Below are 25,691 nucleotides of genomic sequence, written 5' to 3' on the forward strand. Positions count from 1 at the left end.
CCGCGTGGGTGGGGGGGGTGTGCACGGACTGGGGCCCGGCCGCCGGGGGTGGGGTGTGTCATCCGGCGGGGTCTTGGGGGGGGGGGGGGGTGCCCGGCCGCCGGAACCCCGGCGTCCGGACACCGCCGCCCACCCGCCCCGCCCGGTTTCCGCCGGCTCCCGTGCCCGTCCGTACCCGTGCCCGTCTGTTCCTGTTCCCGCCTGTCCCCGTGCCGCCCGTGCCCGTCCGTCCCCCGCCTCCGGGCCCGCCCCCGCTTGTTCCGCCCGAGCACTCCCCATCGCAGCGTTGCGCCGCGCCCCACCGCGACTCAGCCGTCCCGATCCGCACCGCGAGACCACGAGGAGCCGCCATGGTGCCCACCCTGCGCACCGACCGACTGGAGTTCGTCCCCTACCGGGCCGAGGACGAGGACGCCTTCGTCGCGCTGCTCCGGGACGAGGAGGTCTGCCGCTGGATGGGGCAGGACCAGGTCCCCGAGCCCGACCTGCGCGAACTCTTCCGGGCCATCCTCACCGACGTGTACCCCAAGCGGCTGTTCGACGTGTGGGGCGTGTGGTGCGACGGGACGTACGTCGGCCACGCGGAGGTGAAGAAGACCGGCAACGTCGACGGCCATGAGCTGGTCACCGCGCTCGCCCCGGCGTACTGGGGCCGGGGGCTGGGCACCGAAGTGGCCCACGGCCTGCTGCGGTACGCCTCGGACACCCTGGGGCTGACCGAGGTCTACGGCATGGTCGGCGCGGGGAACACCGCCAGCCTGGCCCTGTGCCGCCGGCTGGGCTTCCGGCACCTGCGCGACGTGGTCGGCGACGACGGCGCGGTGACGCGGATGATGGTGCTGCCCATCGCCGGCGACGTCTGAGCCGCGCCCCGCGCCGGCGGCCGCCGCGGTCCGTCACCGTCCCATGGTGAGCCCGTCCCGGCCGGCGCCCCGCTCCAGGACCGTCTCCCGGATGGCGGCCAGTGCCCTGGTGTAGCGGGGGTTCGCGGGCTCCTTCCGCAGCGCCCGGGGCAGGTTCACCACCCGGATCGGGTCGTTGTCGACCAGGTGCGGTATGAACTCCGCCTTCGACACCGTCCAGGACCCGCCCGGCCGGCCGGGCGGGGCGAAGGTGAAGCGGGCGGCCGAGCTGAGCTGGCCGCGCGGATCGGTCATCACTCCGGCCAGCTGGTCTCCCATGCCGTAGACCACCCAGACGCCGTTGACCTTCTCGTACGCCTGCGGGACGTGTGCGTGGGTGCCGATGACGAGGTCGATGTCGCGCCGTCCGCCGGTGGTGGAAGCGGTGATCTCCCGGGCGACCGTGCGCTGCAGCTCGTCCGGGGCCTCCTGCCATTCGGTGCCCCAGTGCAGGCTCACCACGACCACGTCGGCCCCGGCGCGGCGGGCGGCCCGGGCGTCCGCGACGATCCGCTCCGGGTCGATGAGGTTGACCATCCAGGGCTTCCCCTCGGGTACCGGTATGCCGTTGGTCCCGTAGGTGTAGGCGAGCTGCGCGACCTTGGCGCCGCCGGCGGTGAGGAGCGTGCGCTCACGGCTCTCGGCGGCGGAGCGCGCGGACCCGGTGTGCCGCAGCCCGGCGCGGTCCATGGCGCCGAGGGTGCGGTCCACCCCTTCGGTCCCGGCGTCCAGGGTGTGGTTGGAGGCGGTGGAGCACGAGTCGTAGCCGATGTCCCGCGCCGCCCGGGCGATCTGCGGGGGGCTCTTGAAGGTGGGGTATCCGGTGAACGGACCTCCGTCGGGCCCGTAGACCGTCTCCATGTGGCATATCGCCACGTCGGCGGACGAGACCAGGTCCCGGTCCGCGTCCAGCATGGGGCCGAAGTCGTAGCCGTCGCCGCCGGCGTCGGCACGCGCCTGGCGTATCACCGAGGCGTGGATCAGCAGGTCCCCGGTGGCCAGCAGGGTGAACGGGGCGCGCGCGGGGGCCGACGCCCGGGCGGCGGGGGTGGTGGATCCGTCCCGGTCCCGGGGCTTGTCGGATATGCCGCTGCCGCAGCCGGTGACCAGGGCGAGCAGCGCGGCGGCGGTGAACGCCGCCCGCCGGTGTGCGTGAGGAGACATGAGTTTTCGCCATATCCGTAGGTGAAATGAGTGGATAGTCGTATTTATGTGCGTGCGGCGGGGTGTCTCCGCGGGGCGGGCCCGACCTTCACCGGATCGGCGCAGCCCGGCCGGGGCCGGGGGAGGGGGTGCCCGGGCGGCGTCCGGCCGGGCGCGAGCGGGCGCCGCGGGCCGCGCGGCGGGCGAGTCCCGGCGGTCCGGCCTACCCTGGGCGTAGAGCGGTGCCGAGGAGGTGCGCCATGGGCCCCAGCCGCCACTTCCACGCCGATCAGCACGGTCACTCGATCACCGTCACGGTCCGCGGCGGTGGCCGGACCGCCGAGATCGAGGTGCTGGTGGACGGCAAGGAGGTCTGCCTGGAGCGCACCCGCGGCCGGGGGACCGTCGCGCTGGAGGCGGAGCTGCCCGAGGACCCGCCCCGCTCGTTCCGGGTGTTCGTGCACCGGCCCCGGCTGGGTTCCGGGGTCCTCCGGTGTGCGCTGGAGCTGGACTCCACCGAGATCCCGATGGCGGAACGCGCCGCGGTGTGAGGCGCGCCCCGGGGGTTCCGCGCTCCGCCGGTCCGGTCGCGCCGCGCCGCTCGCCGCCCTCGGTTTTGCAACTTGTTGCATAAGGGGCTGGGTGTGGGATACAACCGTGCGCAGTGACAGCGCACGAGGAGGCGTGACCATGAGTCCGTACCCGCACCTGATGAGCCCGCTCGACCTGGGATTCACCACGCTCCCCAACCGGGTCCTCATGGGGTCGATGCACATCGGGCTGGAGGAGGCCGAGCGCGGGTTCGAGCGGATGGCCGAGTTCTACGCCGCCCGCGCCCGCGGCGGTGTGGGCCTCATCGTCACCGGCGGCATCGCCCCCAACGAGGCCGGACGGCCCTGGGAACTCGGCGCCAAACTGACCACCGAGGCCGAGGCCGCGCAGCATGCCGAGGTCACCGAGGCGGTCCACCGGGAGGGCGGCCGGATCGCCATGCAGATCCTCCACTTCGGCCGCTACGCCTACCACCGGGACCTGGTGGCGCCCAGCGCCCTCCAGGCACCCATCAGCCCCCACCTGCCGCACGCCCTCACCGACGACGAGGTGGAGGCGACCATCGAGGACTTCGTCCGCGCGGCCGAGCTGGCCAGGTCGGCCGGTTACGACGGGGTCGAGATCATGGGCTCCGAGGGCTACCTGATCAACGAGTTCATCGCGACCCAGACCAACCGGCGCACCGACCGCTGGGGCGGCTCGTACGAGAACCGCATCCGCTTCCCGGTGGAGATCGTGCGGCGCACCCGGGAACGGGTCGGACCCGACTTCATCCTGATCTACCGGCTCTCCATGCTCGACCTGGTCCCCGGCGGGTCCTCGCTGGCGGAGGTGATCACCCTGGCCAAGGAGATCGAGGCGGCCGGTGCCACCATCATCAACACCGGGATCGGCTGGCACGAGGCCCGCATCCCCACCATCGCCACCTCGGTGCCGCGCGGCGCCTACACCTGGGTGACCAGGAAGGTGATGGGAGCGGTCACCATCCCGCTGGTCACCAGCAACCGCATCAACACCCCCGAGCTCGCCGAGCAGCTGCTCGCCTCGGGACACGCGGACATGGTCTCCATGGCGCGGCCGATGCTGGCCGACGCCGACTTCGTCGCCAAGGCCCGGGCGGGCCGCGCCGACGCCATCAACACCTGCATCGGCTGCAACCAGGCGTGCCTGGACCACACCTTCAGCGGACAGATCACCTCCTGCCTGGTCAACCCGCGGGCCTGCCACGAGACCGAACTCGTCCTCGGCCCCACCCGCGCCGCCAAGCGCGTCGCCGTCGTCGGAGCCGGACCGGCCGGGCTCGCCTGCGCCGTCTCGGCGGCCGAGCGCGGGCACACGGTGACCCTCTTCGACGCCGCGGACCGGATCGGCGGACAGCTCGACATCGCCCGCCGGATACCCGGCAAGGAGGAGTTCGCCGAAACCCTGCGGTACTTCCGCAGCCGGCTCGACGAGCACGGCGTCGACGTCCGGCTGAACACCCCGGTCACCGCGGCCGGGCTCGCCGACGGGCGCTACGACGAGATCGTGCTGGCCACCGGGGTCACCCCCAGGACCCCGCCGATCCCCGGCGTCGACCACCCCAGCGTGCTCAGCTACCTCGACGTGCTGCGGGACGGCGCGCCGGTGGGCGACCGGGTCGCGGTCGTCGGCGCCGGCGGCATCGGCTTCGACGTCGCCGAGTACCTGACCGACAGCGGCAGCGGCGCCGGCCAGGACGCCGAGGTGTTCCTCGGCCAGTGGGGCGTGGACACCGCCTACCGCGCCCCCGGCGGCCTCGGCGAACCCCGCCGCCCGCGATCGCCCCGCACCGTGCACCTGCTCCAGCGCAAGACCAGCAAGGTCGGCGCCGGACTCGGCCGGACCACCGGCTGGATCCACCGCACCGAGCTGCGGCACCGCGGCGTCACCATGGTGGCCGGCGTGCGCTACGACCGGATCGACGACGCCGGGCTCCACCTCACCGTCGACGGCGTCTCCTCGGTCCTGCCGGTGGACACCGTGGTGCTGTGCACCGGGCAGGAACCCCGCCGCGACCTGTACGAGGAGCTGCGCGCGGCGGGCCGCGACGCACACCTCATCGGCGGCGCCGACGTGGCGGCGGAACTCGACGCGAAGCGGGCCATCCGGCAGGGCACCGAACTGGCCGCCGCCCTGTGACCGCACCGCCCGCGACCGCCCCGCCGCGGCTCCCTAGGATGCGGGCATGTCCCTCCCGCACGCCATCCTCACCGCACTGCTCGAAAAACCGTCGTCAGGGCTGGAGCTGACCCGCAGGTTCGACAAGTCGATCGGCTACTTCTGGCCCGCGACGCACCAGCAGATCTACCGGGAGCTGGCCAAGCTGGAGGAGTCCGGCCTGATCCGGGCACTGCCCACCGCGCAGCCGGCCCGCGGGCAGAAGAAGGAGTACGAGGTGCTGCCCGCGGGCCGCCGGGAACTGGCCGCCTGGACGGCGGGCAGCCAGGACCCCCGGCCGATCCGGGACCCGCTGCTGCTCCGCACCCGGGCGGCGGCCGTGGTGGGCACCGCGGGCCTGGCCGCCGAGATGCGCCGCCACCTGGCGCTGCACCAGCGGCAGCTGGAGCTGTACCAGGACATCGAACGGCGCGGCTTCGGCCCGGAGCGCGACACCGACGAGGACCGGCTGCGCCACCTGGTGCTGCGGGCCGGCATCGGCATCGAGGCGCTCACCGTCCAGTGGCTCACCGAGGCGCTCGACGAGGTCGGCGAGATCGCCGCCCGGCAGGACCGCACCGAGGACTGACCACCGCGGACCGCCCGCCGAAGGCGGGCTCCCGGCCCCGGCCCGGGCCCGCCCCGGGGCCGGCCTCCCGCCGTGCAGCCGTCGCGCCGCCGCCCGACCGGTGACGACCGGGCACCCCGCCGGCCACGTGTCGCTACGGGCGGACGCGCGGCGCCGGGCGATGATGTCGGGTACCACGCGCCGTCGGGCCTGCCGGGAGAGGAGAGCCGGTGAAGTACCCCCTGCTGGTGACCGGTGCCGTGGCGGTGCTGGTGCTCGCCCGCACCGTGCCGCCGGCCGCGGCCTACCCCTCGAGCTCGTCCCGGCAGCGCTGCGGCAACACCACCAGCACGCGTGTGCTGCTCACCTTCGACGACTGGAACCCGGCCGACCCCGGCCTCGCCACCAGGACCGGCGACTACCTGAAGTCCCGCAACATCAGGGCCGCCTTCTTCCTCAACGGCGCCGACGTCCGCGGGCACCCGGACGTCCCCGCGAAGCTGCGCGCCCAGGGGCACTACGTGGGCAACCACGGCAGCACCCACAAGGACCTGACGAAGCTGACGGACGCCCAGGTGCGCGCCGAGATCTCCGGGGGCGTCAGGTCCAACGTGCTGCGTCCGCCGCACGGCGCGTGGGACGACCGGGTCCGGTCCCTCGCCGCCGGCATGGGGTACCGCCTGTGCACCTGGTCGGTGAGCACCCGGGACTGGGACAAGGGCAGCGGCCCGGACGGCCGGCGGTCGGCGGCGTCGATCCGCGCGATGTGGAAGAGCGCACCCGCCGCGTCCAAGAAGGCCGGCAACATCCTGGGCCACCTGTGGACCAACTACCCGTCCGCGGTGACCGGCCTGATCGCGGACGTACACGCCGAGGGCCGGCTGTTCTGCCGCAACCGCGGCGCGGTGCCGGCGAACTGGCCCGCCGGGCCCGCCTGCACCTGACCGCCCGGCGTTCGGCCACCCGGTGCGCTCCCGGGACACCCGGGCGCGGCGTGCGCCCCGAAGCGGCGACGGTCTGCGGTAATAGGACCGGGAGACCGGAGGCGTCTCCGTTCCCGGGCGACCCTGGAGGCGTGCGATGCGTCGTGTCCGAGCGTTTGTGGTGCCGGTGTTCGCCGCCGCGACGGTGGCTCTGGCATCGCCCCTCACGGCGGTGGCCGCCACCGGAACCCTGGTGCTGTCACACCAGAACCCCAGCGGCTGCTTCGACGGCGCGGTGTCGAGGGTCCAGAACAACACCGACCAACTCGCCTTCGTCTACGACTCGCAGGGCTGTGTGGGCGAACTGCTGGGCGTGCTCACCCCGGGGGAAAGCCGTGACTTCGACTTCGCCACGAGCGTCTTCGTCAGCTGACACGGGGCCCCGGTACGACCGAACGGCTCCGGTCCCGCGGACGAGGCGCTGCCGGAGCCGTCGGGGGAGTCCGCGGTCCGCAACCCCGGGCTAGGTGCAGTCGAGGACAGCAGGCCAGGCAGCGGGCACCGGGCCGCGGTTGCGGCAGAACCGCCTGCCTTCCGCATGCACGTCCCGTATCAGCCCGGGTACCGCCGCCGGGTAGTTCGTCCACAGGTGCCCGAGGATGTTGCCCGCCGCCTTGGCAGCGGGGGGTGCCGACTTCCAGTACCCCCGAATGGAAGCGGTGGACCTGAGGCTTCCGTCCACCTCGTCCCAGTCATGGGTGGACACGGTCCAGGTGCAGATGCGGTAGCCCATGGCGTCGGCGATGGCGCGGACCCGGTCGTCCCAGGAGCCGTACGGCGGCCGCAGCACGTTGGTCTCGAGACCGTCGGCCAGCTCGGCGCGCACCTGGGCGTCGGACAGCTTCGTCAGGTCCCGGTGGCCGGTGGCGTGGCTGCCGACGTAGTGGCCCTGGGCGCGCAGGGTGCGCACGATGTCGGGGTAGCGGGCCGCGTCCTTCCCGTTCAGGAAGTAGGCGGCGCGGATGTTCCGGGCCTCCAGGTAGGCCCCGGTGCGGGTGGCGATGTACGGGTCGGCGTCGTTCCAGTCGTCGAAGGTGAGCAGCACGCGCTGGTCGGTGGTGTTGCCGCAGCGTTGCCGGGAGTGGGTCGAGGGGTACGAGGATGCCGCCGGGGCCAGTACCACGCTGGTACCGACCAGGAGCGCGACGGCTCCGGCACCGGCGGCGATGGCGGGTCGCCTCATGGGTCACCTGTGTTCGGGCATGAAAAGTCCCCGCCCACGAGGGGCGGGGCGAGTGTCGGGATTCAGGGCAGGTTGCGCCCGCCGAAGAGATGATAAACGGACATATTGGATCATGAGGCGGGGGGTGTCACGGGGTTGCCGGCCCGTACCTCGGTACCGACCAGGATCACCACCCCGCCTCCCCCGGGCGGAGCAGTCCGAGGGGTCACCGGTCCCGGCCGGCGGCAAGAGTGGTGGCAGGACGGCCACCGGTCCGGTGGCCCGGAAGCAAGAGAGGGGACCACCGTGGCTGAGAATCTCGACGCCTTCCTCTACGCCGAGCACCAGGCGAGCGCTCAACCTGGTGAGGTGTACAACACGGAAGCCGCGCAGGGCCGGATGCGGAACGACACCGGGTATGACGCCGAGCTCTATGCGTCGCCCGATGCCTCCGGCGCTTCAATCCAGACGCTCGGCCCTGGCGAGTCCGCAGACCTCGGCCCTGTCGCGAGCGTCAGGTTCCTGGACTGACCGGGATCACCTGGGCACTGCCTTCCTGGGCGCGGTCGGGCCCCGGCGACGCGGATACACCGTGCCACGGCGCGCGGCCGCCGTGGACCTGCCGGTCCGCCGCGCCCGCAGGGCGGAAGACCGCCGGTCGCTCATGCGGAGGGAACGAAGCCGTCCAGAACACCATCGTGGAGACCCTGCGGGACGTGTTCCCCGACTCGGGAGCATCCGCCAGCCGGCTCGCCGAGTTCGTCACCTGTCGCGGCGCCGGCCTCTACCGGGCACTCGCCGCGCCCGTGAAGTCCGGCCAGATCCGCAACACCGGCGCCGACAAGCAACCCGGATACATGGCCGACTAGCGCGATTCGAGGCGGTCGACCATCTCCTCAGCGCTAGCCGGATAGCACAGCATTCTTGCAGCGCCGTCATCATCCTCGCGGCGGCCGCGATCCTGGAAGCACTCGGGGGAGATTCTCTCCCCGCCTCGGAAGATGACGAAATCGCCACCAGGAGAGCCATCGGTGCGGAGGTCAAGCAAGAACTTGCTGAGTCGCTCGCGGCCTGGTTCAGACTCCGGGAGCACTGACAGCCATCGGGCACTGTCCATTCTGTGCTTTCGCACCTCGGCTAGGACGGGACCGTCGATGACCACGCCCACTTTGGGGGAAGCGAAGCTTATGCATTTGCCATCATGATTCGTGAAGGTCGTCCCGGCATCCGCGTCCCTTGGACACTCCCCGTCCTCTTCGCTCACGACAGGAACGAAAACGAGCGGCGCAGGCCCCCCGAGCTTGTCTCGCAGAGAGCCCCCACCGTCACCGGTGCTGCCCCCCGAGGTGCTGCACGCCGCCGCCAGCAGCGTCCCCCCTACGACCAACGCCGTCCATGATCTGCCCCGCACTCCCGCGCCCCCCGACTCCGCCCCGGTTGTCCACCGGACACTTCCCCGTCGGGGGCCTGCCCAACCAGCGCCCAAAGGGCGCTGCGGGCCCGGGACTCGAACGCGAGACCCGATGCCAACGCAAGATCGAAAAGTTCAGAGGGGGGCCGACCGGGGGCAGTGAGTGCCGCGTACCCCTGTTGCACCGCAGATCAAGCGGCCGTGGCGCGCTTATCCTCGGAGGGTGACCCAGTCCTGCGTAGTGGGGTCCCACACCCAGCGCACGATTCCTGCACTGGTGAGCGCCTTACCTCTCCAGCTTTCTCCCTCCCAGTAGACCCAACCTGCCGTGAAGCGATCGACAGGTGGATCAGCCTTACAGAGGGCAAACAAATGCAACAGACCTTCAGCCGGCAGGTCTTCCGGAATGGACAGCCGCCATCCGTACTCTGTGCTGAGGCTGACAAGCCTCGGCTGATCGGTTCCGGAAACATCCTGATCATCGCCCCCTTCCTCAGCGCTTCGGCGCAGGAAGAGGCGCACCGCGGCACGAGTGCGCTCATCCAGCCCTTCAGCCAGCCGGTTCCCGAAATGGCTGGCGACCGCTTGCAGAAAAGGAGCCACTGCCAGCCCCGCCGCAACGCTCCATACGAAGTCAACACTGGCTACCGACTCCGTAGAGCCTTCGTAGGCACCGATCCCATCATCGACTCGTTCTTGTGATGACAACTGCTCGTCGGACACTGCCGCCCCCTTCGTCCATTCGAGCATGCCAGCATTGGACCCGGTCATGGGCTGGGTTCGCTGGCAAAGCCGCCGCCAGCGCGAGAGCCGGATCCGGCGCCTGAGGTGTGCTGGACGTCCCAACTTCGCCGATACTCCGTACCCAGGCGAGGCGGCGGGCACCGCCAAGGGCATACCGCCGATCCGCTCCCGCCGTGGACGCCGGCGACGAGCCAGGAAAGCTCCACGCCGACAAGGGCTATGACTGCTCCCACGTGCGGCGATGGTTACGCAAGCGCGGCATCACCCACCGCATCGCCCGCAAGGGGATCGAGACCTCCCAGCGACTGGGCCGACGCCGCTGGACCATCGAACGCACCATGAGCCGCTCGCGCGACCAGAACGTCTCCGCCGCGAACGATCAAGGACTGGTTGATCAGGAAAGACCAACCGTGAGGCATGCGAAGGCGGCTGGCTCGGCGGGGCTCGGTCGACGCCTGGGCGTCACCTCCTCGAGTGGGGCGCCCTCAGGGTCCATCTAAGGCACATGAGGGCACATGGGGGGCGCATGGGGATGAGCCTGGCCGAGCAGTGACGAGTGGCGACGAGACGTCGTTTTCCCTGGTCGGGCGCCGTACGGTTTCATATGGCCTGGTAGTAAATACCCGATGTGAAATTCGTACATGAGTACATGCCGGTGATATATGCGCTTCAGCCGCAATATGCCAGGGACCTAGCTATGCTCCCTGTTGCGCAGCGCGTTGCGCCGACTACGGGCAGTTGTCCTCGCCGGTGCCGCGCCGCCGACCGTGCACGGACCCGGGCGACCTGGGGCCCTGGGTGCCGTGCGCGGAACACCGTCGTGCCAGCACCGCGGCGATGAGCCGGCGAGCGCGATCCGGTGGCGGCCACCGCCTCCACCGTGACCGCCCCACCGGTACCGGCCCGCACCCGGGCCGCCCCCATACCTTCCATGCGCGCATTGAGGTTGTCGATGGTTCATGTCGGTACGCCCCCCGGAGGCCGCAGGCCCCTTGCCCTCCCCTGGCTGCTGCCGCCCGCCGTGGTCGCGGTGTGCGTCGCGGTGGCCGTGGCGCTGAGCCCCGACGGCGCCCGCGCCCCGGTCGCCTGGTGCGGTGCGGCGGCGACGCTGGCGGTGGCCATCGCCTCCGGGGAGGCGATACGCCGCGGCCGCACGATCACCGCGCTCCGCGCCCGCCGGGCCGAACAGGACGCCGCCTTCCGGCACCGACTGGCCGACCAGCAGACCGAGATGGTGCGGCTGGCCAAGGAACTGCTGCCCACCGCGGTGGAACGGCTGCAGCGCGGCGAACTCGCCGAGGAGGTGCTGCGGGACCTGGAGTGCGAGATCCGGCTCGACGCCGACTTCGAAGCCGCGCACCACGAGGTGCTGCGCGCGGTGGTCCGGACGGTGGAGGCCGAGGAGGCCCTGCGGGACGCCGCCCAGCGCGCCTTCGTCAACATCGCCAGAAGGGTGCAGGCCCTGGTCCACCAGCAGGCCATGGACCTGCGGGACATGGAGGACAAGCACGGCAACAACCCCGACGTCTTCACCGACCTGCTCCACATCGACCACGGGACGGCGCTGATCGGACGGCTGGCGGACAGCATCGCCGTCCTCGGCGGAGCCCGGCCCGGCCGGCAGTGGCAGAAGGAGGTGCCGCTCTACAACGTGCTGCGCGGTGCCATGTCCCGGATCATCGACTACCGCCGGGTCGACCTCCACTCGGTGGCCGACGTGGCCATCGTGGGGCCCGCGGTCGAGCCGGTGATCCACGCCGTCGCCGAACTCCTGGACAACGCCACCCGCTACTCGCCGCCGCAGACCCGGGTCCACCTCACCGCCACCGAGGTGCAGACCGGCGTCGCGATCGAGATCGAGGACGCCGGGGTCGGCCTCACCGACGAGGCCGCCAAGCGCACCGACCGCCTGCTCGCCCGGGGCTCGGGCGGGCTGGACCTCGACGACCTCGGTGAGGCCCCGCGGCTCGGACTGGCCGTGGTGGGACGCCTGGCCGGCGCCTACGACTTCAAGGTCTCGCTGCGCCGCTCCGCCTACGGCGGCGTCCGCGCGGTGCTGGTGGTCGCCCAGGACCTCACCGCGCCGACCCCGGCCCCCGGCGGGATGGTGGCACGCGCCGCCACCCTGCCCCCGCCCAAGCTCCGGGTGCGCCCGCTGGCCACCCCGCCCGCGGCGCCGCCCGACGAGGGCCCGGCCCCGGTGCCCGGCGACGGCGGCCTTCCGCAGCGCCGTCGGCGCTTCCCCGCCCCGCCTCCCGGCCGGCGGCGGCCGGCTGCCCCCGCGGCCCCGGTGGCTCCCGTGGCCCCGCCCGCGCCTGCCCCGGTGGCCGACCGGGAGCCGCCGCCCGGCATGTGGCTGTCCGCCTTCCTCCCCGGCGACGCCTCCGGCCGGACGCCGGCCCACGGCTCCGGTCACCCGGACCACGACGACTCCTGACACAAGGATGGGTACGTACGTGACACACCAGCGGTTCAACATGGACTGGATGCTCAAGGACCTGGCCACGAGCGTCCCGGAGACCCGGCATGTGGTGGTGCTGTCCTCGGACGGCTTGTGCATCGCCCAGCACGGCGTCGACCCGGACGCCGGCGACCGCCTCGCCGCGGCCTGCGCCGGACTGCAGAGCCTGTCGGTCGCCGTCGCCTCCGAACTCCCGCACGGTGACGGCCGCATGCGGCTCGTCGTCATCGAGATGGACGGCGGCTTCTTCTACCTGATGGCGGCCGGCGCCGGGGCCTACCTCGCGGTGCTCGCCGACGCCGGGGTGGACGCCGGACTGATGGGACAGCGCATGCGCGACCTGGTCGCCCGGATAGGAGGGCACCTCACCAGCCCGCCGCGCACCAACGAGCCGGTCAGGTGACCGGCACATCCCGGCGCGGCGGGCGGTCCCCGTGGGAGGAGGGCGGCCCGGAACGGCTCTACGTGGTCACCGAGGGCCGGAGTCCGGGGGGTGCCGCCGAGCGCCCGGACCTGGATCTCGTCACCTTGATCGTGGCCCGGAGGATGCCCGCCGCGGACAGCCGGCCGGAACACGGCGCGATCATCCAGATGTGCGACTACCCGCTCTCCGTCGCCGAGATCTCCGCCTATCTCCATCTGCCCGTCAGCACGGTGACGGTGATCCTCGGCGACCTGCTGACCGGCGGCCACATCGAGGCCCGGTCGCCGCTCCCGGCGGCCGTACTGCCCGACATCGACGTCCTGGAGGCGGTGATGCATGGACTCCAGAATCTCTGAACCGGTGGCCGGTCCGCGCAGTGAGGACGTCCTGCCCGCCACCGCGACCTCGGCCGTCAAGATCGTCATCGTCGGCGGCTTCGGGGTCGGCAAGACCACCATGGTCGGCTCGGTCAGCGAGATCAGGCCGCTGACCACCGAGGAGACGATGACCCAGGCGGCCGTCGGAGTCGACGACGTCGCCGGTGTGGAACGCAAGACCACCACCACCGTCGCCATGGACTTCGGCCGGATCAGCCTCAACCGGCAGCTGATCCTCTACCTGTTCGGCACCCCGGGCCAGGAGCGCTTCTGGTTCCTGTGGAACGGGCTCTTCGACGGCGCGCTCGGCGCGGTGGTACTGGTCGACACCCGGCGGCTGGAGGTCAGCTTCGACGTGATCGGCCACCTCGAGGACCGCGGGGTGCCGTTCGTCGTCGCCGTCAACGGCTTCCCCGACTCGCCCGTCCACCCGGCGTCCGAACTGCGGGCCGCCCTGGACCTCCCCGGCCACGTCCCGGTCTTCGACTGCGACGCCCGCGACCGGACCTCCTGCCGCGACGCCCTGATGACGCTCATGCGCTACCTCCACACCCTTGCCACCGCGACCCCGGAGCCCCAGTGACGACCCAGCCGTTCGACCCCGTCCGCCCAGACCACCGGTCGGTCCCGCCGCCCGGCTGCCCCGCGCACCAGGGCGCCGGGACGGGCGGCGCGACGCGGATCTTCGGGCCCGGCTACGAGGCCGACCCGATGCGGGTCTTCGAGGAACTCCGCGCCGAACACGGTGCGGTGGCCCCGGTCCTGCTCACCGGTGACCTGCCGGGCTGGCTGGTCCTGGGCTACCGGGAGATCCTGGAAGTGGCGCGCACCCCCACCCGCTTCTCGCACGACTCCCGGCACTGGAACCAGCTCCGGGAGGGCAAGGTCCCGGCGGACAACCCGCTGCTGCCGGTGATCGGCTGGCGGCCGGACCGGATGACCGCCGACGGGGCGGAACACCGGCGGCTGCGCGACGCGGTCACCGAGAGCATGGACCGCTTCGACCGGCGGGGGGTGCGCCGCCACGTCACCCGCTTCACCCACCGGCTGGTCGACGAGTTCGCCGCCGAGGGAAGCGCGGACCTGCTGAGCCGGTTCTCCCAGCAACTCCCCATGATCGTGCTGACCCGGCTGCTCGGCATGCCCGAGGCCTACGGGCCGCGCCTGGTACAGGCCGCCACCGAGCTGGTGAAGGCGTCCGACCAGGCCATCGCCGCCAACGAGTACATCAAGGAGCAGCTCAGCCGGCTGGTGGAGCGCAAGCACCACTCTCCCGGGGACGACCTGGCGTCCTGGCTCATCGAGCACCCGGCCGGGCTGAGCGACGAGGAGATCCTCAACCTGCTGTGGCTGGTCCTCCTCGCGGCCAACGAGAACACGACCAGCCTGATCGCCAGCACCCTGCGGATGGTGCTCACCGACCCGCGGTTCCGGGCCTCCCTCGCCGGTGGCCAGATGACCCTCCCGGACGCCGTGGAGCAGGTGCTCTGGGACGATCCGCCGACCATCGTGATCCCCGCCCGCTGGGCCACCGCGGACACCGAACTGGCGGGCCGTCCGATCAAGGCCGGCGACATGCTGCTGCTCGGCGTCGCCGCGGGGAACATCGACCCGGCGATCCGGCCCGACCTCAACGCCCCCATGCACGGCAACCGCTCCCACCTGTCGTTCAGCGGGGGCCCGCACGAGTGCCCCGGGCGGGAGGTGGCGCGCGCCATCGCGGACACTGCCATCGACACCCTGCTGCTGCGCCTGCCCGACCTCCGGCTCGCGGTGCCGGAGACCGACCTGACCTGGCGGGCCACGACCTGGACCCGTCATCTGGTCGCGCTGCCGGTGCGGTTCGAGCCGCGCCCGCCGCTCGGCGAGAACCTCCCGGACCCCGACGCGCCGGCCGCCGCGCGGCGGCCGCTGCCGGAACCGCTGCCCGCTCCGCCCGCCACCGCGCCGGCGCCGCCGGCCGGCCGGCCCGGGCCCCGGCGCTCGTGGTGGAGCGCCCTGAAGGGATGGTTCCGGGGGGACTGACCCGCCCGGCCCCCGCGCGCTCCGGCCCCGCGCACGGCAGGGCCGGAGCGCGCGGGCGACAGGAGGGTTCGGCGTGCCCGCGCGCCCCGGCCGGTCCGGTGCGCGATCCCGCGGTGGCGGATCCGGCCGCGGCGCTCGGATCCGCCGGGGCCGGCGTCGGCTACTGGATCAGCCCCGGCGTGGAGACGCTGGCGAGCCCCACCTGGGGCACCATCGTGGACAGCGGGAGGCCGCCGAGCAGGTCGCCCGGCTGCTGCCGGCCGCCGGAGCCGCCCGTGGTGCCCTGCAACATGGGCAGCGTCCCGGTCCCGGCCGGCTGCGGGGCCGGCGCCCCGGCCGACTGCGGCATCGGCGCGGTCTGCTGCAACGCGCCGACGACCGGGGCGACGACCCCTTCGCCGTCGATGTGCGTGCCGGCTCCGAGCGCGGCGGCGGAGCCGGACCCGGCGACGACCGCGGCGGCGCCGAGGGTGAAGGTGCCGAGCGCCTTGATGGTTCCCTGCTTCATATGAATTTCGTCCTTGGTCGCGGGAGTCGAGCGGCCTCGCAAAGTATCCGCGCCAAGAATTCGGTGCAAACCATGACAGTGCTCCGATAATGCGCCTGGCCGTGAGCCCCGTGGCCGTGGGGAGCGGCCGGCCGGAGGCCATTCCCGCTGCTCGGCGCGGGTCCGGCCCGCCCGGTGTACGACCGCGCCGGGAGGTCCCCGCGGGCGGCGCCGGCCGCCGGGGTCAATTCCCGGTGCGCGAGGTTCACCTCAGGGGCGGAATGGGCGGTTCATCGCACCGACGCCGTTCGCCCCGCCCCGGCGATCAGGCCGGGCGGGGCGGGAAGGACCCGGCCACCTCGAAGAGCAGCTGGTCGTCATAGCACCACCACCAGCCCTCGCCGGGCTCGTAGGACCGGACGAGGGGGTGCCCGGTGCTCTGGTGGTGCGCGGTCGCGTGCTTGTTGTCGGAGGAGTCGCAGCAGCCGATGTTGCCGCAGGTCTGGCACATCCGCAGATGCACCCAGCTGTCGCCCGCCGCGACGCACGCCGGGCAGCTGTCGGCACTGCTCGGCTCGACCGCCCGCACCTGGTCCAGATGGCCGCACACCGCCTGCCGCTCGGGGTCCTCGCCGACCGCCATGACGCCTCCCGGAGAGGCGGCCGGCGCATCGTGTCAGCCCGGCCGCCGGATGGCTGTTCCTCCGCTGTCCTCCGTGCTCACCTCCACCGTCGCACGTCCCGGGGGCGTGTCAAACGCGGCGGCCGGGCGGGGTGCGGCCCCGGGAGTGGCGGCCCCGGCGCCGCACCCCGGCGGCCCCGCGGATGCCGCCGGGCGGACCGCCGCTCCGGGCCCGGTCGCCAGACCGGACGCGGCCAGCAGCGCCAACGACCACAGCACCGCCGACAGGGCCGCCAGCAGCCATCCCGCGGCCTGGGGCGTCGGACGGTCCCAGAGTCCCAGCGCCACCGCGGTGAGCAGCACCGCGGCCTGGGCGAGTCCACCGCGGTGGGCCGCGGCCCACATCCCGTACCGTCCGGCGGACAGGCCCCGGCCCGCCGCCCGTTCGGCGACGGCGTCGGCGGCCCGGTCCACTGCCGCCCGCGCCGCGCGGGGCACCCGGCCCGGGCCGGTCAGCCCGGCACCGGCCGCGGTGGCGGCGCCCACCACGATCACCGTGCCGAAGGTGTCCCACAGTGCGCGCAGCGAGGTGTCCAGCGCGGCCGCCACGGCCGACGGGGACAGCACGTTCTCCGGGACCCGGCCGAGCGCCTGCCCGCGGGCGGCGAGCAGCCCGGCGCAGCAGAGGAGGCAGCAGAGCACCACCCCCAGCGCGGCGGCCGCCACCGCGTGGCGTCCCCGGGCACGCCACAGGCCCAGGGTGCCGAGCGCCACGGTCAGCACCGGCAGCCAGTCGGCGCCGACGGCGAGCAGCCGGGCCCCGGCCTCGATCCGGCCGAGCCGGTCCGGCCGGACCAGGACGATCCGCCGGTCGATCGCGGGGACGTCCGCCGCCTGCGGCAGTCCGGCCTGGGCCAGCTCCCGCCGCAGCAGTTCCAGAAGTCTGCCGATGTCCAGGGTGACCGCGCCGCCCGTCACCTCCACCGCGCCGGTTCCCTCGCCGGCGAGCACCCGGAGGAGGGTGCGGTGCGCGGTCCGGTTGGCTTCCGTCCAGGTCTTCGCGAACTGCTCGCTGTGCACCACATGGCGCACCACCCGGAGCACCGACTCGTCGAAGGCGGCGCCGAACCGGGGAGCCAGCGACCGGACGGCGTCGGCGGTGCGCGGCGGCAGGCCCTGGTCCCGCAGCCACCGGGCGAGATCGGCGGCGACCTCGCGGTTGCCGGCCCGGGCGGCCAGTGCCTGGGCGACCCGGCGCACCACGGCGTCCTGCACCGTCCGGTCGCGGGCGATGGGGGCGACGGTCTCCACGTAGCGGTCGGTGTCCTGGGCGAGCCGGCCCGCCCAGCACACGACCACCGAGACCGGTACCAGCGCGCAGCCGATCCCCAGCAGCACCGCGCAGACGGCGCCGCGCACCCTCGCCGCCGGGGCACGGGACCGCGGGGCCGGCCGTCCGTGCGGCCAGGGCCCGACGCGGTTGCCTCGGGGGCGGCTCATGGCAACATCCCCGCCCATTCCGGGCGGTGCCGCACCTTCGGAGGCTCATCCGGGTGACCGGGACCGCGGGCCGTCCGGCGCCGCCGGGCAAGGTATTGCATCGATCGTTCCAGAAACTGCTACGGTTCTCCCATGGCCCGACCGAGGACTTTCGACGAGGAACGGGCCCTGGACGCGGCGATGCGCGCCTTCTGGGCGAACGGCTACGAGGCCACCTCGACCCAGGACCTGTGCGACGCCACCGGCCTGGGGCGCAGCAGCATCTACAACACCTTCAGCAGCAAGCACGACCTGTTCACCCGGGCCCTGGCACGCTACATCGACATGATGACCACCCCGCAGGTGGAACTGCTCCAGGACGAGGGGAGGCCGGCCCTGGAGCGCGTCCGCACGCTCTTCGCCAACGTGATCGACGTCGAGTTCGAGGTCCGCGGCGACGGCCCCAGCTTCGGCTGCCTGACCGTCAACACCACGGTGGAGCTGGCCGGGCGGGATCCGCGGGCCGCCGAGATGCTCCAGTGCGATCTGACGCGCCGGCTGGTCGCGCTGCGGGTCGCGCTGGAGTCCGGGCAGCGCTCCGGTGAGATCGCCTCCACCCGGGACGCCGACGCGCTGGCCCGTTTCGTCAACGCCGTCATCGGTGGCATGCGGGTGGCCGCCCAGGGGGGTGCCGACCGGGCCGCCCTGGAGTCCATCGCCGCGACGGCGGTGGACGCGCTGACCCGCTGATCCGCCGCCGGGCCGGAGGTCCGTACGGACGCCGGTCTGCCTGCCCGTCGAGGGTGCCGCCGTGCCGCCGCCCGTCCGCGGCGCGGGATGCGTCCGCCTGCCCAAATTTTGTACTGATCTATCCAAAACAGAGGGAGTACCTGCTGTGCCACGGGCTGTGTACGTGCTCGCCGTGGGCATCTTCGCCATGGTGACCAGCGAGTTCGCCGTCGCCGGGCTGATGCCCCAGATGGCCGGGGGACTGGGTGTCTCCATCTCGCAGATCGGCTACCTGATCACCGCTTTCGCCGTCGCCATGGCGTTCGGCGGGCCGTTCCTCACGGTGGCCCTGCTCCGAGCGCGGCAGAAGACGGCACTGATGGTGCTGTTCGCCGTCTTCCTGGCCGGGAACGTGCTCGCCGCCACCGCCACCGACTACCCGGTGATCCTGGTCGCCCGGGTCGTCACCGGCATCGCGTCGCAGGCGTTCTTCGGCGTGGCCCTCACCCTCTGCGTCCAGCTGACGCGGCCGGAGGTGCGCGGCCGGGCCATCGCGGCCGCCATGAACGGACTCATGCTCGGCACCCTGCTCGGACTGCCGCTGGCCACCTTCGTCGGGGAGCACCTCGGCTGGCGCGCCGCGTTCTGGGCGGTCTCGGTCCTGACCGTGATCGCCGCCGCCTGCACCCTCGTCGGGGTGCCGCGCCCGGAGCGGGCCGAGGCCGGACGGGACTTCCGGGCGGAGCTGGCCGCCTTCCGCAACCCCCGGCTGTGGCTGGCGCTGTCCACCAGCACCTTCGTCATCGGCGCGACCTTCGCGGCCTTCAGCTACTTCAACCCGATCCTCACCGAGGTCACCGGCTTCGCCGACGGCACCGTTCCGCTGCTCCTCGTCGCCTACGGCGCCGCCACCGTGGTCGGCAACCATGTGGTCGGCCGGCTCGCCGACCGGCACACCGTCCCGGTCCTGTGGTACGGGCTGCTGCTCAACGCCGTCTTCCTCGCCGGGTTCGCCCTGGTGGCCGACCTCGCGGTGCCGGCGGTGGCGTGCCTGCTGGGCGTCGGCCTGGTGGGGGTGACCATGAACCCGGCCATGGTGACGCGGGTGCAGCGGACCGGCAACGCCCGGCCGCTGGTGAACACCGTGCACTCCTCGTTCATCACGCTCGGCGTCATCATCGGGTCCGCGGTCGGCGGACTGGCCATCGACACCTGGGGCCTGCGGGCCCCGCTGTGGCTCGGTGCCGCGCTGGCCCTGGCCGGTCTGGGCACCCTGGTACCCGAACTGCGCCACCGCGCGGCGCCGGCTCCCGCGGCACCGGACGGTCCGGGGGCGCCGGCCGCGGCATCGGACGATCCCGGCGCCCCGGCCCCTGCATCGGACGGCCCGGGCGCCCCGGCTCCGGAAGCCCGCGCGGTCAGCGCTTCACAGCCCGCAGAATGACGAACTTCGGGTCACTCGCGACCACCTCGCAGCCGCCGAAGAGCCGGCGCAGCTGCACGTGGTACCCCAGATGCCGGTTCCCGACCACCCACAGTTCGCCGCCGGAGCGCAGCGCCCGCCGGGAGTCGCGGAACATGCGGTGGGCGGTGGCGGCGGTGGTCGCCTGATGGGAGTGGAAGGGCGGATTGTTGAGCACCAGGTCGACCGACCCGGCAGCGGCCCCCGACAGTCCGTCCGCCACCAGGAACTCCGCGGCCCGTTCCGGGCCCAGGTTCGCCCGGAAGGTGGCCTCGGCCGACGCCACCGCGGCGAACGACTCGTCGATGAACGTCACCTCCGCCCGGGGGTCGGCGAGCGCGGCCGCCATGCCCACCACGCCGTTGCCGCAGCCGAGGTCGACGACGCGCCGCGCGCCGTGGCGGCGCGGCAGATGGCGGAGGAAGAACCTGGTGCCGATGTCGAGCCGCTCCGCGCAGAAGATGCCCGCGTGGTTGGTGACCGTCAGCCCGGCGACCTCGCCGGTGTCCTCGGGCAGGCTGTAGCGGTGCGGCCACGGGCTCGGCGACGGCGACCGCCCGGGATCCGGGGTGCAGAAGATGAGCCGGGCCTTCCGCACCGCCAGCGAGGTGCGGGTGGGGCCGAGGATCCGCTCGAACAGCTTCAGGGTCGAGGTGTGGATCTCGGTCACCATGCCGGTGCCCACCACCACGGTCCCCGGGTGCACGGCCGGCGCGAGCCGGCGCAGCTGGTCCTCCAGCAGCGCCAGGCTCTTGGGCACGCGGACCAGCAGTACGTCGATCCGCTCCGGCGGCGCGTCCAGCACCGAGCGCAGCCGCACGGGGGCCTCGGCCGCCCCGCCGATGCCGTTGCGCAGCAGATTGGCGCGGGTCGCCTGCTGGGCGAGGAAGGAGTCGGTGATCTGCACCGGGCGGTGCCCGGCGAGGGCCACCGCCAGCGCTCCCCACCGGTCGCCGACCACGACCACGGTGCCCGACAGGTCGGTGGGCTCCGCGCCGGTGCCCTTCAGGTGCTCCAGCAGGTAGGTGTCGGAGGCGTCCCAGGCGCGGAGCCGGTCGCGGGGGTCCTCGGGGAAGCGGGCGAGCTCGAAGGCGCCCCATGACGTCGTGAAACGGTTCATCGTGCCCTCAGGCTAACCGAGTCCCCGGGTGGCGCCGGCGGCCGCCGGCACCACCGGCCGCCGGGACTGAACCGGAACGCCCGGAGTTCCGTCTAGCCCGGTGCGAAGCCTCGCGTCGAACGGCAGGCCCACGCCCCTTGGGGCGGTGTTCGCCTGCCGTTCACTCATGTCGGCAGTGGAAAGAGAGACGGGCCATGCGGAGGAAGAAGTCGGCGATACGGGGGGCCGCCGTCGCGGCCGCGGCGGCGGCGCTGGCGTTGGCACTGGGCGGTTGCACGTCGGTCGACACCACCTCACCGAAGACCGCGAGGGCCCAGGAGGGCGCCGAGGCCGACGGGAAGTTCGGGCCGGTCGACTGCCGCGAGGCGAAGTGCGTGGCCCTGACCTTCGACGCCGGCCCCGGCAAGGACACCCCGCGCCTGCTGGACATCCTCAAGGAGAAGAAGGTGCACGCGACCTTCTTCCTGCTCGGCAAGAACCACGTGGCGCGCTACCCGGACGTGGTGCGGCGGATCGCCGACGAGGGGCACGAGGTGGCCAACCACACCTGGTCGCACCCGCGCCTGACCGACAAGGACGAGTCGGAGATACGCGAGGAGCTGGGCCGCACCCAGGACGCGATAGAGAAGATCACCGGCCGCCGGCCCACCCTGATGCGGCCGCCCCAGGGCCGTACCGACGACGAGGTCGCCAAGGTCAGCCGGGAACTGGGCCTGGCCCAGGTGCTGTGGAGCGTCACCGCCAAGGACTACCAGACCACCGACTCCGACCTGATCAAGAGCCGGGTGCTGGACCAGGTCGACACCGACGGCATCATCCTCCTCCACGACATCTACCGGGGGACGGTGCCCGCCGTGCCGGGCATCATCGACGAGCTGAAGAAGCGGGGCTACACCTTCGTCACCGTTCCCCAGCTGCTGGCCCCCGGCGTCGCCGAACCCGGCGAGGTCTACCGGCCCTGAACCGCTCCGCCCGGAAGCCGGACCGGGACCCCGGTCCGGGACGCCGGTCCGGCCGACCCGGGCGGCGCCCGCCCCGCCGCGGCCCCCGCGCCCGCCCGGCGCGCGGACGCGGGCCGGCGCCCCGGACCGGCCCGGCGTCCCGCGCGCGGGGAGCGGCCCCCGCGCCCGGCGGGGCCGGGCCTACCGCCGGGTCGCGCTCGGGGCGTCCCCCGACGACGCCTTCCTCATCCCTCGCCACCGGACGCGGGCGGCGGACCGGCCGCCCCGCCGGCCGTCGGTACCGGGCGGTCGGTGTCCTGCGGCCGCCCGGGCAGGTACTGGTACGGGGTGGTGGTGGTCAGCGCCACGAACCCCAGGCGCCGCAGGATCGGCCGGCTCATGTCGGAGGCGTCGACCTGCAGATAGCGGTAGCCGCGGGCGGCCGCCGTGCGGGCCCGGTGGGCGACCAGCGCCCGGTAGATCCCCCGCCCCCGCCAGGCGGGCACGGTGCCGCCGCCCCAGAGGCCGGCGAAGGCGGTGCCGGGGTACAGCTCCATGCGCGCCGCGCACACCGGTACCCCGTCCGCCGACGCCACCACGGCGGAGACCGTCTCGGGTTGTCCGGCCAGCTGGTCGAGCAGCCGCTGCCGCAGCGCGGAGGCATCGGTGCCGAACGCCTCCTCCTGGACCCGGGCCAGCAGGTCGGCGCCCGCGGCGTCGGTCACCGGCCGGACCTCGACGCCGTCCGGCAGGGCGGCGTCGAGGGGCAGCTCGCTGATCTCGGCGACCATGAGGGTCTCGGTGGGTTCGGCGACGAACCCGGCCCGGCGCAGCCGGTCGGCAAGGTCCGCGGGCTGGTCGTACCCGTAGAGCTTCCACTCGAACTCGCGCCGGAGCGCGGTGAAGTGCCGTATCTGGTCGGCCACCGCGGCGTCCGCGGTCCGGCCGTCCAGGCCGGACCACACGACACCGTTCCAGCCGTGCTCGGGCGCCACCTGGCGTACCACGCGGCCGACCCGCTCGACGCGGGCGCCGGGGCCGTCCGGCACCGCCTCCCGCCGCAACTGCCGGTCGAAGAGCGCCAGTACCTCGTCATGATCCATCGGCACACCCCAGCATCACCGCGGTGCCCGGGCAAGCGCTTTTCGGGGCCGCCGGCACCGCACGGGCGGCGCGGGGCGGGGCGGCCGCGGGCGGGATGGCGCGGGGCGGCCGCGGTGCCCGCCGGACACCGCGGCCCCCAGCCGGCCGGGGGCCTCAGCCGACGGCCGACCCCATCTCGCGGGCGAACGTCTCCGGGTCGGCGTCGGAGCCGCGCAGCGCGGGCCGGAACTCCCAGCCCCCGCCGGCCCCCCGGGTGAACTCGGCGACGGTCGCCGCGGTGGACCCCGCCACCTCGGAGAAGTCCTGCCGGAGCAGCTCCACGTACCCGTCGAGGATCCGGATGCCGGTGCCGGTGATGTCGCCGAAGGTCCGGCGGCCGGCCCGCTGCTGGATGGCCACCCCCACCACGACCCGTGCGCAGCTGTCGGCCATCCGGTCGAGTTCCAGGGTCATGACCTCGTCGGAGCCGAAGCCCTGCCCGGTCTGGCTGTCCCGGTGCAGGGTGATGGTGCCGTCCGGCGAACGGCTGCCGAAGTGGACCAGGTGGACGGGCTGCCCGTGCGGGTCGTCGGTGGTGTAGGTGCCGGCGATGATGTCGAGGTCGTTGTCCGGTTCACCGGAAGGGCTGGGATCCCACTTCAGTGCGACCTCGACCTTCTCGGGCCCTTTGTTGAGGCTGCTCACCGGGCTTCCCCTCCTTGGAAAACGGCTGATGCGTCGGGTGCGGAACCCCGGCCATCGTAGTGCGCGCGGCCGGGACCGAGGCAGGAGCGGACCTGGTGGCCCACTCCGGTGCGGCCCGGTGGCCCGTGCCGACGGAGCGTCAGCCCGGGGTGTCCCGGTAGGGGTTGGCCGGCTCGGGGATCTCGCGGAACCCGCGCACGTCGAGTGCGGCGGCGGCCGACTCCTTCCCCGGCGCGCCCAGCGGATGCCAGGTCCCGGTGACGGAGAGCCAGGTCCCGGACCGCGGTGGCGTCGCCCCGCCGTACATCTTCACCTTCACCGCCTGGGCGTCGGCCGCGCAGCAACCGACCAGCAGCCGCGTCAGGTACCAGGTGCCGCGGTCCTCGCCCGGGGTGACGAAGCCGGTCAGCCGGACCGTACGGCCCTCCAGACTCCGGTCGGTGTCCCATACCGCCCGAGTGGAGAAGTCCACCAGGGTCAGGCCGACCGGTGTGCCCGGGGGCAGCGGATCGAAGCGGGCCCGCTCCTCGACGGTGACCGTCGGCTGCCGTTCGGCGGTGTACGAGGCGAGCGCGGGCGGCGCCGCGAACATCAGGCCGATGACCGGCAGGAACAGCAGCCAGGCGACGCGCGGCCCGCCGCTGTGGTCGTGCCCGTGCCCGTGCCCGTCACCGTCGCCGGGCTCGTGGCGGTGTCCGGTCTCCGGTCCCGGCACGTCCGCGGGGGCGGTCGCCGGCGACCGGTGCGGGCCGCCGCCGTCCGGCGAGCCGGGCCCGGCCGGTTCCGGCTCGCGCCGGTGCGGGAAGGGGAAACCGTCCCGCCAGGCACCCACCATGCCCAGGGCGATCAGCAGGAAGCCGGTGAGGATCAGCGGGAACCGCAGCCCCTCCTTCACGTACCGCAGGTAGTCGTCGCTGAACAGCGAGATGCGCAGGACGGCCGCGCCGGCCATGTCCAGCAGCAGGATCTGGAGTTGGCGCTTCACAGGACGCACCATCCGACCAGGACGCTGCAGCCCACGGCGACCACGGCGGTCGCGGTGGAGAAGCGGATCGCGAAGGCTCCGCCGAAGGTGCCCGACTGCAGGGCGACGAGTTTGAGGTCGACCATCGGGCCCACCACCATGAAGGCGAGCCGCGCGGTCGGTGAGAAGCCGGTCAGGGACGCGGCGACGAAGGCGTCGGCCTCCGAACAGACCGCGAGGACGATCGCGAGCGCCGCCAGGAACAGCACGGACAGCCACGGCGATCCGGCGAAGGTGTCCAGCACCGTGCGGGGCAGCGCGACGTTGAAGGTGGCCGCCGCGATCGCGCCGAGCACCAGGAACCCGCCGGCGTGCAGGAAGTCGTGCTGGAAGCCCAGCCGGAACTCCTCCCAGCGGCTGTGGCCCGGCTGGTGGCCGGTGGCCCGGGGACGCAGCCGCAGCCACTCGGGGCGGCCGAAGGCGAGCCACAGCCAGCCCATGACCATCGCCACCGCCAGCGAGGCCAGCAGCCGGGCCAGGACCATCTCGGGGGAGCCGGGGAAGGCCACCGCGGTGGCGGTCAGCACGATGGGGTTGACCGCGGGTGCCGACAGCAGGAAGGTCAGCGCGGCGGCGGCCGGGACGCCCCGCCGCATCAGGCTCCCCGCGACGGGCACCGAGGCGCACTCGCAGCCGGGCAGTACCACGCCGGCCGCGCCGGCCACCGGGACGGCGAGGGCGGGGTTCTTCGGCAGTGCCCTGGCGAAGACGTGCGCGGGCACGAAGGCGTTGATGGCCGCCGACAGGATCGTGCCCAGCAGCAGGAAGGGCAGCGCCTGCAGGGCGATGGCCACGCAGACGGTCCGCCAGGCCTGGAGCGCGGGGGAGTCCAGCCAGCGGCCGCCGCCCAGCACCACGGCCCCCGCCACCACGAGGGCAGCGAAGGCCACCCGCCCCAGGCGGGCGGGCAACGGCGGCGGCACCGGTGCGGCACGCTCCGGCCCGCCGCGCGCCGCGGGCCGGCCGGCCGGCGGACCGGCCTGTTCTTCCATGGTGGGCACTGCGACGTCTCCGTGGGGCTCGACCGACCGGAGCGCTAACGATAATCATTTCGCAGCGGATCGGTACAGCCCCGAAGCGCGTCCGGCGGGCGCCGCGGCGGTGCGCTC

At 73.4% G+C, this 25,691-nt stretch carries 28 protein-coding genes and 1 pseudogene; 17 read left to right on the plus strand and 12 right to left on the minus strand.

The window, feature by feature from the left end:
* Positions 1-350 precede the first annotated feature (350 nt).
* Positions 351-863 carry a GNAT family N-acetyltransferase gene (locus tag ACH4B3_RS21415; protein ID WP_398464879.1) on the plus strand — a complete coding sequence of 171 codons (513 nt, stop codon included), beginning with the start codon at positions 351-353 and terminating at the stop codon, positions 861-863.
* Positions 864-896: 33 nt separating this feature from the next.
* Here ACH4B3_RS21415 and ACH4B3_RS21420 read toward each other — a convergent pair whose 3' ends face one another.
* The gene (locus ACH4B3_RS21420) at positions 897-2,066 is read right to left on the minus strand and encodes a CapA family protein (protein WP_398464881.1); all 1,170 of its coding nucleotides are present in this window, start codon (positions 2,064-2,066) and stop codon (positions 897-899) included.
* 239 nt (positions 2,067-2,305) lie between these two features.
* On the opposite strand from ACH4B3_RS21420, the gene ACH4B3_RS21425 reads away from it, so the two are divergent.
* The 5 genes from ACH4B3_RS21425 (at position 2,306) to ACH4B3_RS21445 (ending at position 6,699) form a co-directional block, all read left to right on the plus strand.
* Positions 2,306-2,596, plus strand: a complete 291-nt coding sequence (locus ACH4B3_RS21425; RefSeq protein ID WP_398464883.1) for a hypothetical protein — start codon at positions 2,306-2,308, stop codon at positions 2,594-2,596.
* 139 nt (positions 2,597-2,735) lie between these two features.
* Positions 2,736-4,757 carry an FAD-dependent oxidoreductase gene (locus tag ACH4B3_RS21430; RefSeq protein WP_398464885.1) on the plus strand — a complete coding sequence of 674 codons (2,022 nt, stop codon included), beginning with the start codon at positions 2,736-2,738 and terminating at the stop codon, positions 4,755-4,757.
* A 46-nt stretch (positions 4,758-4,803) separates the two neighbouring features.
* Complete coding sequence (locus tag ACH4B3_RS21435) at positions 4,804-5,364, plus strand: PadR family transcriptional regulator (RefSeq protein WP_398464887.1); 561 nt, start codon at positions 4,804-4,806, stop codon at positions 5,362-5,364.
* A 209-nt stretch (positions 5,365-5,573) separates the two neighbouring features.
* Complete coding sequence (locus ACH4B3_RS21440) at positions 5,574-6,287, plus strand: polysaccharide deacetylase family protein (RefSeq protein WP_398464889.1); 714 nt, start codon at positions 5,574-5,576, stop codon at positions 6,285-6,287.
* Between the two features lie 136 nt (positions 6,288-6,423).
* The gene (locus ACH4B3_RS21445) at positions 6,424-6,699 is read left to right on the plus strand and encodes a hypothetical protein (protein WP_398464891.1); all 276 of its coding nucleotides are present in this window, start codon (positions 6,424-6,426) and stop codon (positions 6,697-6,699) included.
* Between the two features lie 90 nt (positions 6,700-6,789).
* Here ACH4B3_RS21445 and ACH4B3_RS21450 read toward each other — a convergent pair whose 3' ends face one another.
* Complete coding sequence (locus ACH4B3_RS21450; RefSeq protein WP_398464893.1) at positions 6,790-7,509, minus strand: polysaccharide deacetylase family protein; 720 nt, start codon at positions 7,507-7,509, stop codon at positions 6,790-6,792.
* 285 nt (positions 7,510-7,794) lie between these two features.
* Between ACH4B3_RS21450 and ACH4B3_RS21455 the strand changes: the two genes are divergently transcribed.
* Both ACH4B3_RS21455 and ACH4B3_RS21460 read left to right on the plus strand, forming a co-directional pair.
* Positions 7,795-8,019: a hypothetical protein gene (locus ACH4B3_RS21455; RefSeq protein WP_398464895.1), complete on the plus strand. Its 225-nt coding sequence runs from the start codon at positions 7,795-7,797 to the stop codon at positions 8,017-8,019.
* 167 nt (positions 8,020-8,186) lie between these two features.
* On the plus strand, positions 8,187-8,357 hold the full coding sequence (locus ACH4B3_RS21460) for a hypothetical protein (RefSeq protein ID WP_398464896.1): 171 nt from the start codon (positions 8,187-8,189) through the stop codon (positions 8,355-8,357).
* Here ACH4B3_RS21460 and ACH4B3_RS21465 read toward each other — a convergent pair.
* Both ACH4B3_RS21465 and ACH4B3_RS21470 read right to left on the minus strand, forming a co-directional pair.
* Positions 8,354-8,752, minus strand: coding sequence for a hypothetical protein (locus tag ACH4B3_RS21465; protein WP_398464897.1), 399 nt, complete (start codon positions 8,750-8,752; stop codon positions 8,354-8,356). The two genes, ACH4B3_RS21460 and ACH4B3_RS21465, sit on opposite strands and share 4 nt — an antisense overlap.
* Positions 8,753-9,109: 357 nt before the next feature.
* On the minus strand, positions 9,110-9,649 hold the full coding sequence (locus ACH4B3_RS21470) for a hypothetical protein (RefSeq protein WP_398464899.1): 540 nt from the start codon (positions 9,647-9,649) through the stop codon (positions 9,110-9,112).
* Between the two features lie 145 nt (positions 9,650-9,794).
* On the opposite strand from ACH4B3_RS21470, the pseudogene ACH4B3_RS21475 reads away from it, so the two are divergent.
* The 6 genes and pseudogenes from ACH4B3_RS21475 to ACH4B3_RS21500 all read left to right on the plus strand — a co-directional run.
* Positions 9,795-9,987 (plus strand): annotated as a pseudogene (locus ACH4B3_RS21475) (IS5/IS1182 family transposase); the annotation flags it as partial.
* A gap of 608 nt (positions 9,988-10,595) precedes the next feature.
* The gene (locus ACH4B3_RS21480) at positions 10,596-12,080 is read left to right on the plus strand and encodes an ATP-binding protein (RefSeq protein ID WP_398464901.1); all 1,485 of its coding nucleotides are present in this window, start codon (positions 10,596-10,598) and stop codon (positions 12,078-12,080) included.
* A 40-nt stretch (positions 12,081-12,120) separates the two neighbouring features.
* Positions 12,121-12,507, plus strand: a complete 387-nt coding sequence (locus ACH4B3_RS21485; protein ID WP_398465029.1) for a roadblock/LC7 domain-containing protein — start codon at positions 12,121-12,123, stop codon at positions 12,505-12,507.
* Positions 12,504-12,884 (plus strand): DUF742 domain-containing protein, encoded by a 381-nt coding sequence (locus ACH4B3_RS21490; protein WP_398464903.1) that lies wholly within the window; start codon positions 12,504-12,506, stop codon positions 12,882-12,884. Before ACH4B3_RS21485 ends, ACH4B3_RS21490 begins: the two co-directional genes overlap by 4 nt.
* Positions 12,865-13,488 carry a GTP-binding protein gene (locus ACH4B3_RS21495; protein ID WP_398464905.1) on the plus strand — a complete coding sequence of 208 codons (624 nt, stop codon included), beginning with the start codon at positions 12,865-12,867 and terminating at the stop codon, positions 13,486-13,488. Before ACH4B3_RS21490 ends, ACH4B3_RS21495 begins: the two co-directional genes overlap by 20 nt.
* A complete protein-coding gene (locus ACH4B3_RS21500) occupies positions 13,485-14,930 on the plus strand; it encodes a cytochrome P450 (RefSeq protein WP_398464907.1) in 1,446 nt (481 codons plus the stop codon). Before ACH4B3_RS21495 ends, ACH4B3_RS21500 begins: the two co-directional genes overlap by 4 nt.
* Positions 14,931-15,090: 160 nt before the next feature.
* Here the strand turns inward: ACH4B3_RS21500 and ACH4B3_RS21505 are convergent, their stop codons facing one another.
* The 3 genes from ACH4B3_RS21505 to ACH4B3_RS21515 form a co-directional block, all read right to left on the minus strand.
* On the minus strand, positions 15,091-15,438 hold the full coding sequence (locus tag ACH4B3_RS21505; RefSeq protein WP_398464909.1) for a hypothetical protein: 348 nt from the start codon (positions 15,436-15,438) through the stop codon (positions 15,091-15,093).
* Positions 15,439-15,742: 304 nt separating this feature from the next.
* Positions 15,743-16,060, minus strand: coding sequence for a UBP-type zinc finger domain-containing protein (locus tag ACH4B3_RS21510; RefSeq protein WP_398464911.1), 318 nt, complete (start codon positions 16,058-16,060; stop codon positions 15,743-15,745).
* Between the two features lie 33 nt (positions 16,061-16,093).
* Entirely contained in the window at positions 16,094-17,539 is a 1,446-nt protein-coding gene (locus tag ACH4B3_RS21515; RefSeq protein ID WP_398464913.1) for a hypothetical protein, read from the minus strand.
* A 132-nt stretch (positions 17,540-17,671) separates the two neighbouring features.
* Here ACH4B3_RS21515 and ACH4B3_RS21520 point away from each other — a divergent pair, with 132 nt between their 5' ends.
* Together ACH4B3_RS21520 and ACH4B3_RS21525 are read left to right on the plus strand one after the other, a co-directional pair.
* Positions 17,672-18,268, plus strand: coding sequence for a TetR/AcrR family transcriptional regulator (locus tag ACH4B3_RS21520; RefSeq protein WP_398464915.1), 597 nt, complete (start codon positions 17,672-17,674; stop codon positions 18,266-18,268).
* Between the two features lie 145 nt (positions 18,269-18,413).
* Positions 18,414-19,691: an MFS transporter gene (locus ACH4B3_RS21525; protein WP_398464917.1), complete on the plus strand. Its 1,278-nt coding sequence runs from the start codon at positions 18,414-18,416 to the stop codon at positions 19,689-19,691.
* Here the strand turns inward: ACH4B3_RS21525 and ACH4B3_RS21530 are convergent.
* Positions 19,666-20,829, minus strand: coding sequence for a methyltransferase (locus tag ACH4B3_RS21530; protein WP_398464919.1), 1,164 nt, complete (start codon positions 20,827-20,829; stop codon positions 19,666-19,668). The two genes, ACH4B3_RS21525 and ACH4B3_RS21530, sit on opposite strands and share 26 nt — an antisense overlap.
* Positions 20,830-21,023: 194 nt before the next feature.
* Here ACH4B3_RS21530 and ACH4B3_RS21535 point away from each other — a divergent pair, with 194 nt between their 5' ends.
* Positions 21,024-21,791 carry a polysaccharide deacetylase family protein gene (locus tag ACH4B3_RS21535; protein ID WP_398464921.1) on the plus strand — a complete coding sequence of 256 codons (768 nt, stop codon included), beginning with the start codon at positions 21,024-21,026 and terminating at the stop codon, positions 21,789-21,791.
* Between the two features lie 224 nt (positions 21,792-22,015).
* Here ACH4B3_RS21535 and ACH4B3_RS21540 read toward each other — a convergent pair whose 3' ends face one another.
* From ACH4B3_RS21540 to ACH4B3_RS21555, 4 genes are all read right to left on the minus strand, one after another.
* Positions 22,016-22,873, minus strand: coding sequence for a GNAT family N-acetyltransferase (locus ACH4B3_RS21540; protein WP_398464923.1), 858 nt, complete (start codon positions 22,871-22,873; stop codon positions 22,016-22,018).
* Between the two features lie 154 nt (positions 22,874-23,027).
* A complete protein-coding gene (locus ACH4B3_RS21545) occupies positions 23,028-23,558 on the minus strand; it encodes a TerD family protein (protein ID WP_398464925.1) in 531 nt (176 codons plus the stop codon).
* Positions 23,559-23,697: 139 nt separating this feature from the next.
* A complete protein-coding gene (locus ACH4B3_RS21550; protein ID WP_398464926.1) occupies positions 23,698-24,543 on the minus strand; it encodes a TIGR03943 family putative permease subunit in 846 nt (281 codons plus the stop codon).
* Entirely contained in the window at positions 24,540-25,574 is a 1,035-nt protein-coding gene (locus ACH4B3_RS21555; RefSeq protein WP_398465031.1) for a permease, read from the minus strand. Before ACH4B3_RS21555 ends, ACH4B3_RS21550 begins: the two co-directional genes overlap by 4 nt.
* Between the last annotated feature and the right edge of the window lie 117 nt (positions 25,575-25,691).

This window comes from Streptomyces sp. NPDC018031 (assembly GCF_044327625.1).
Taxonomy (GTDB): Bacteria; Actinomycetota; Actinomycetes; order Streptomycetales; family Streptomycetaceae; genus Streptomyces.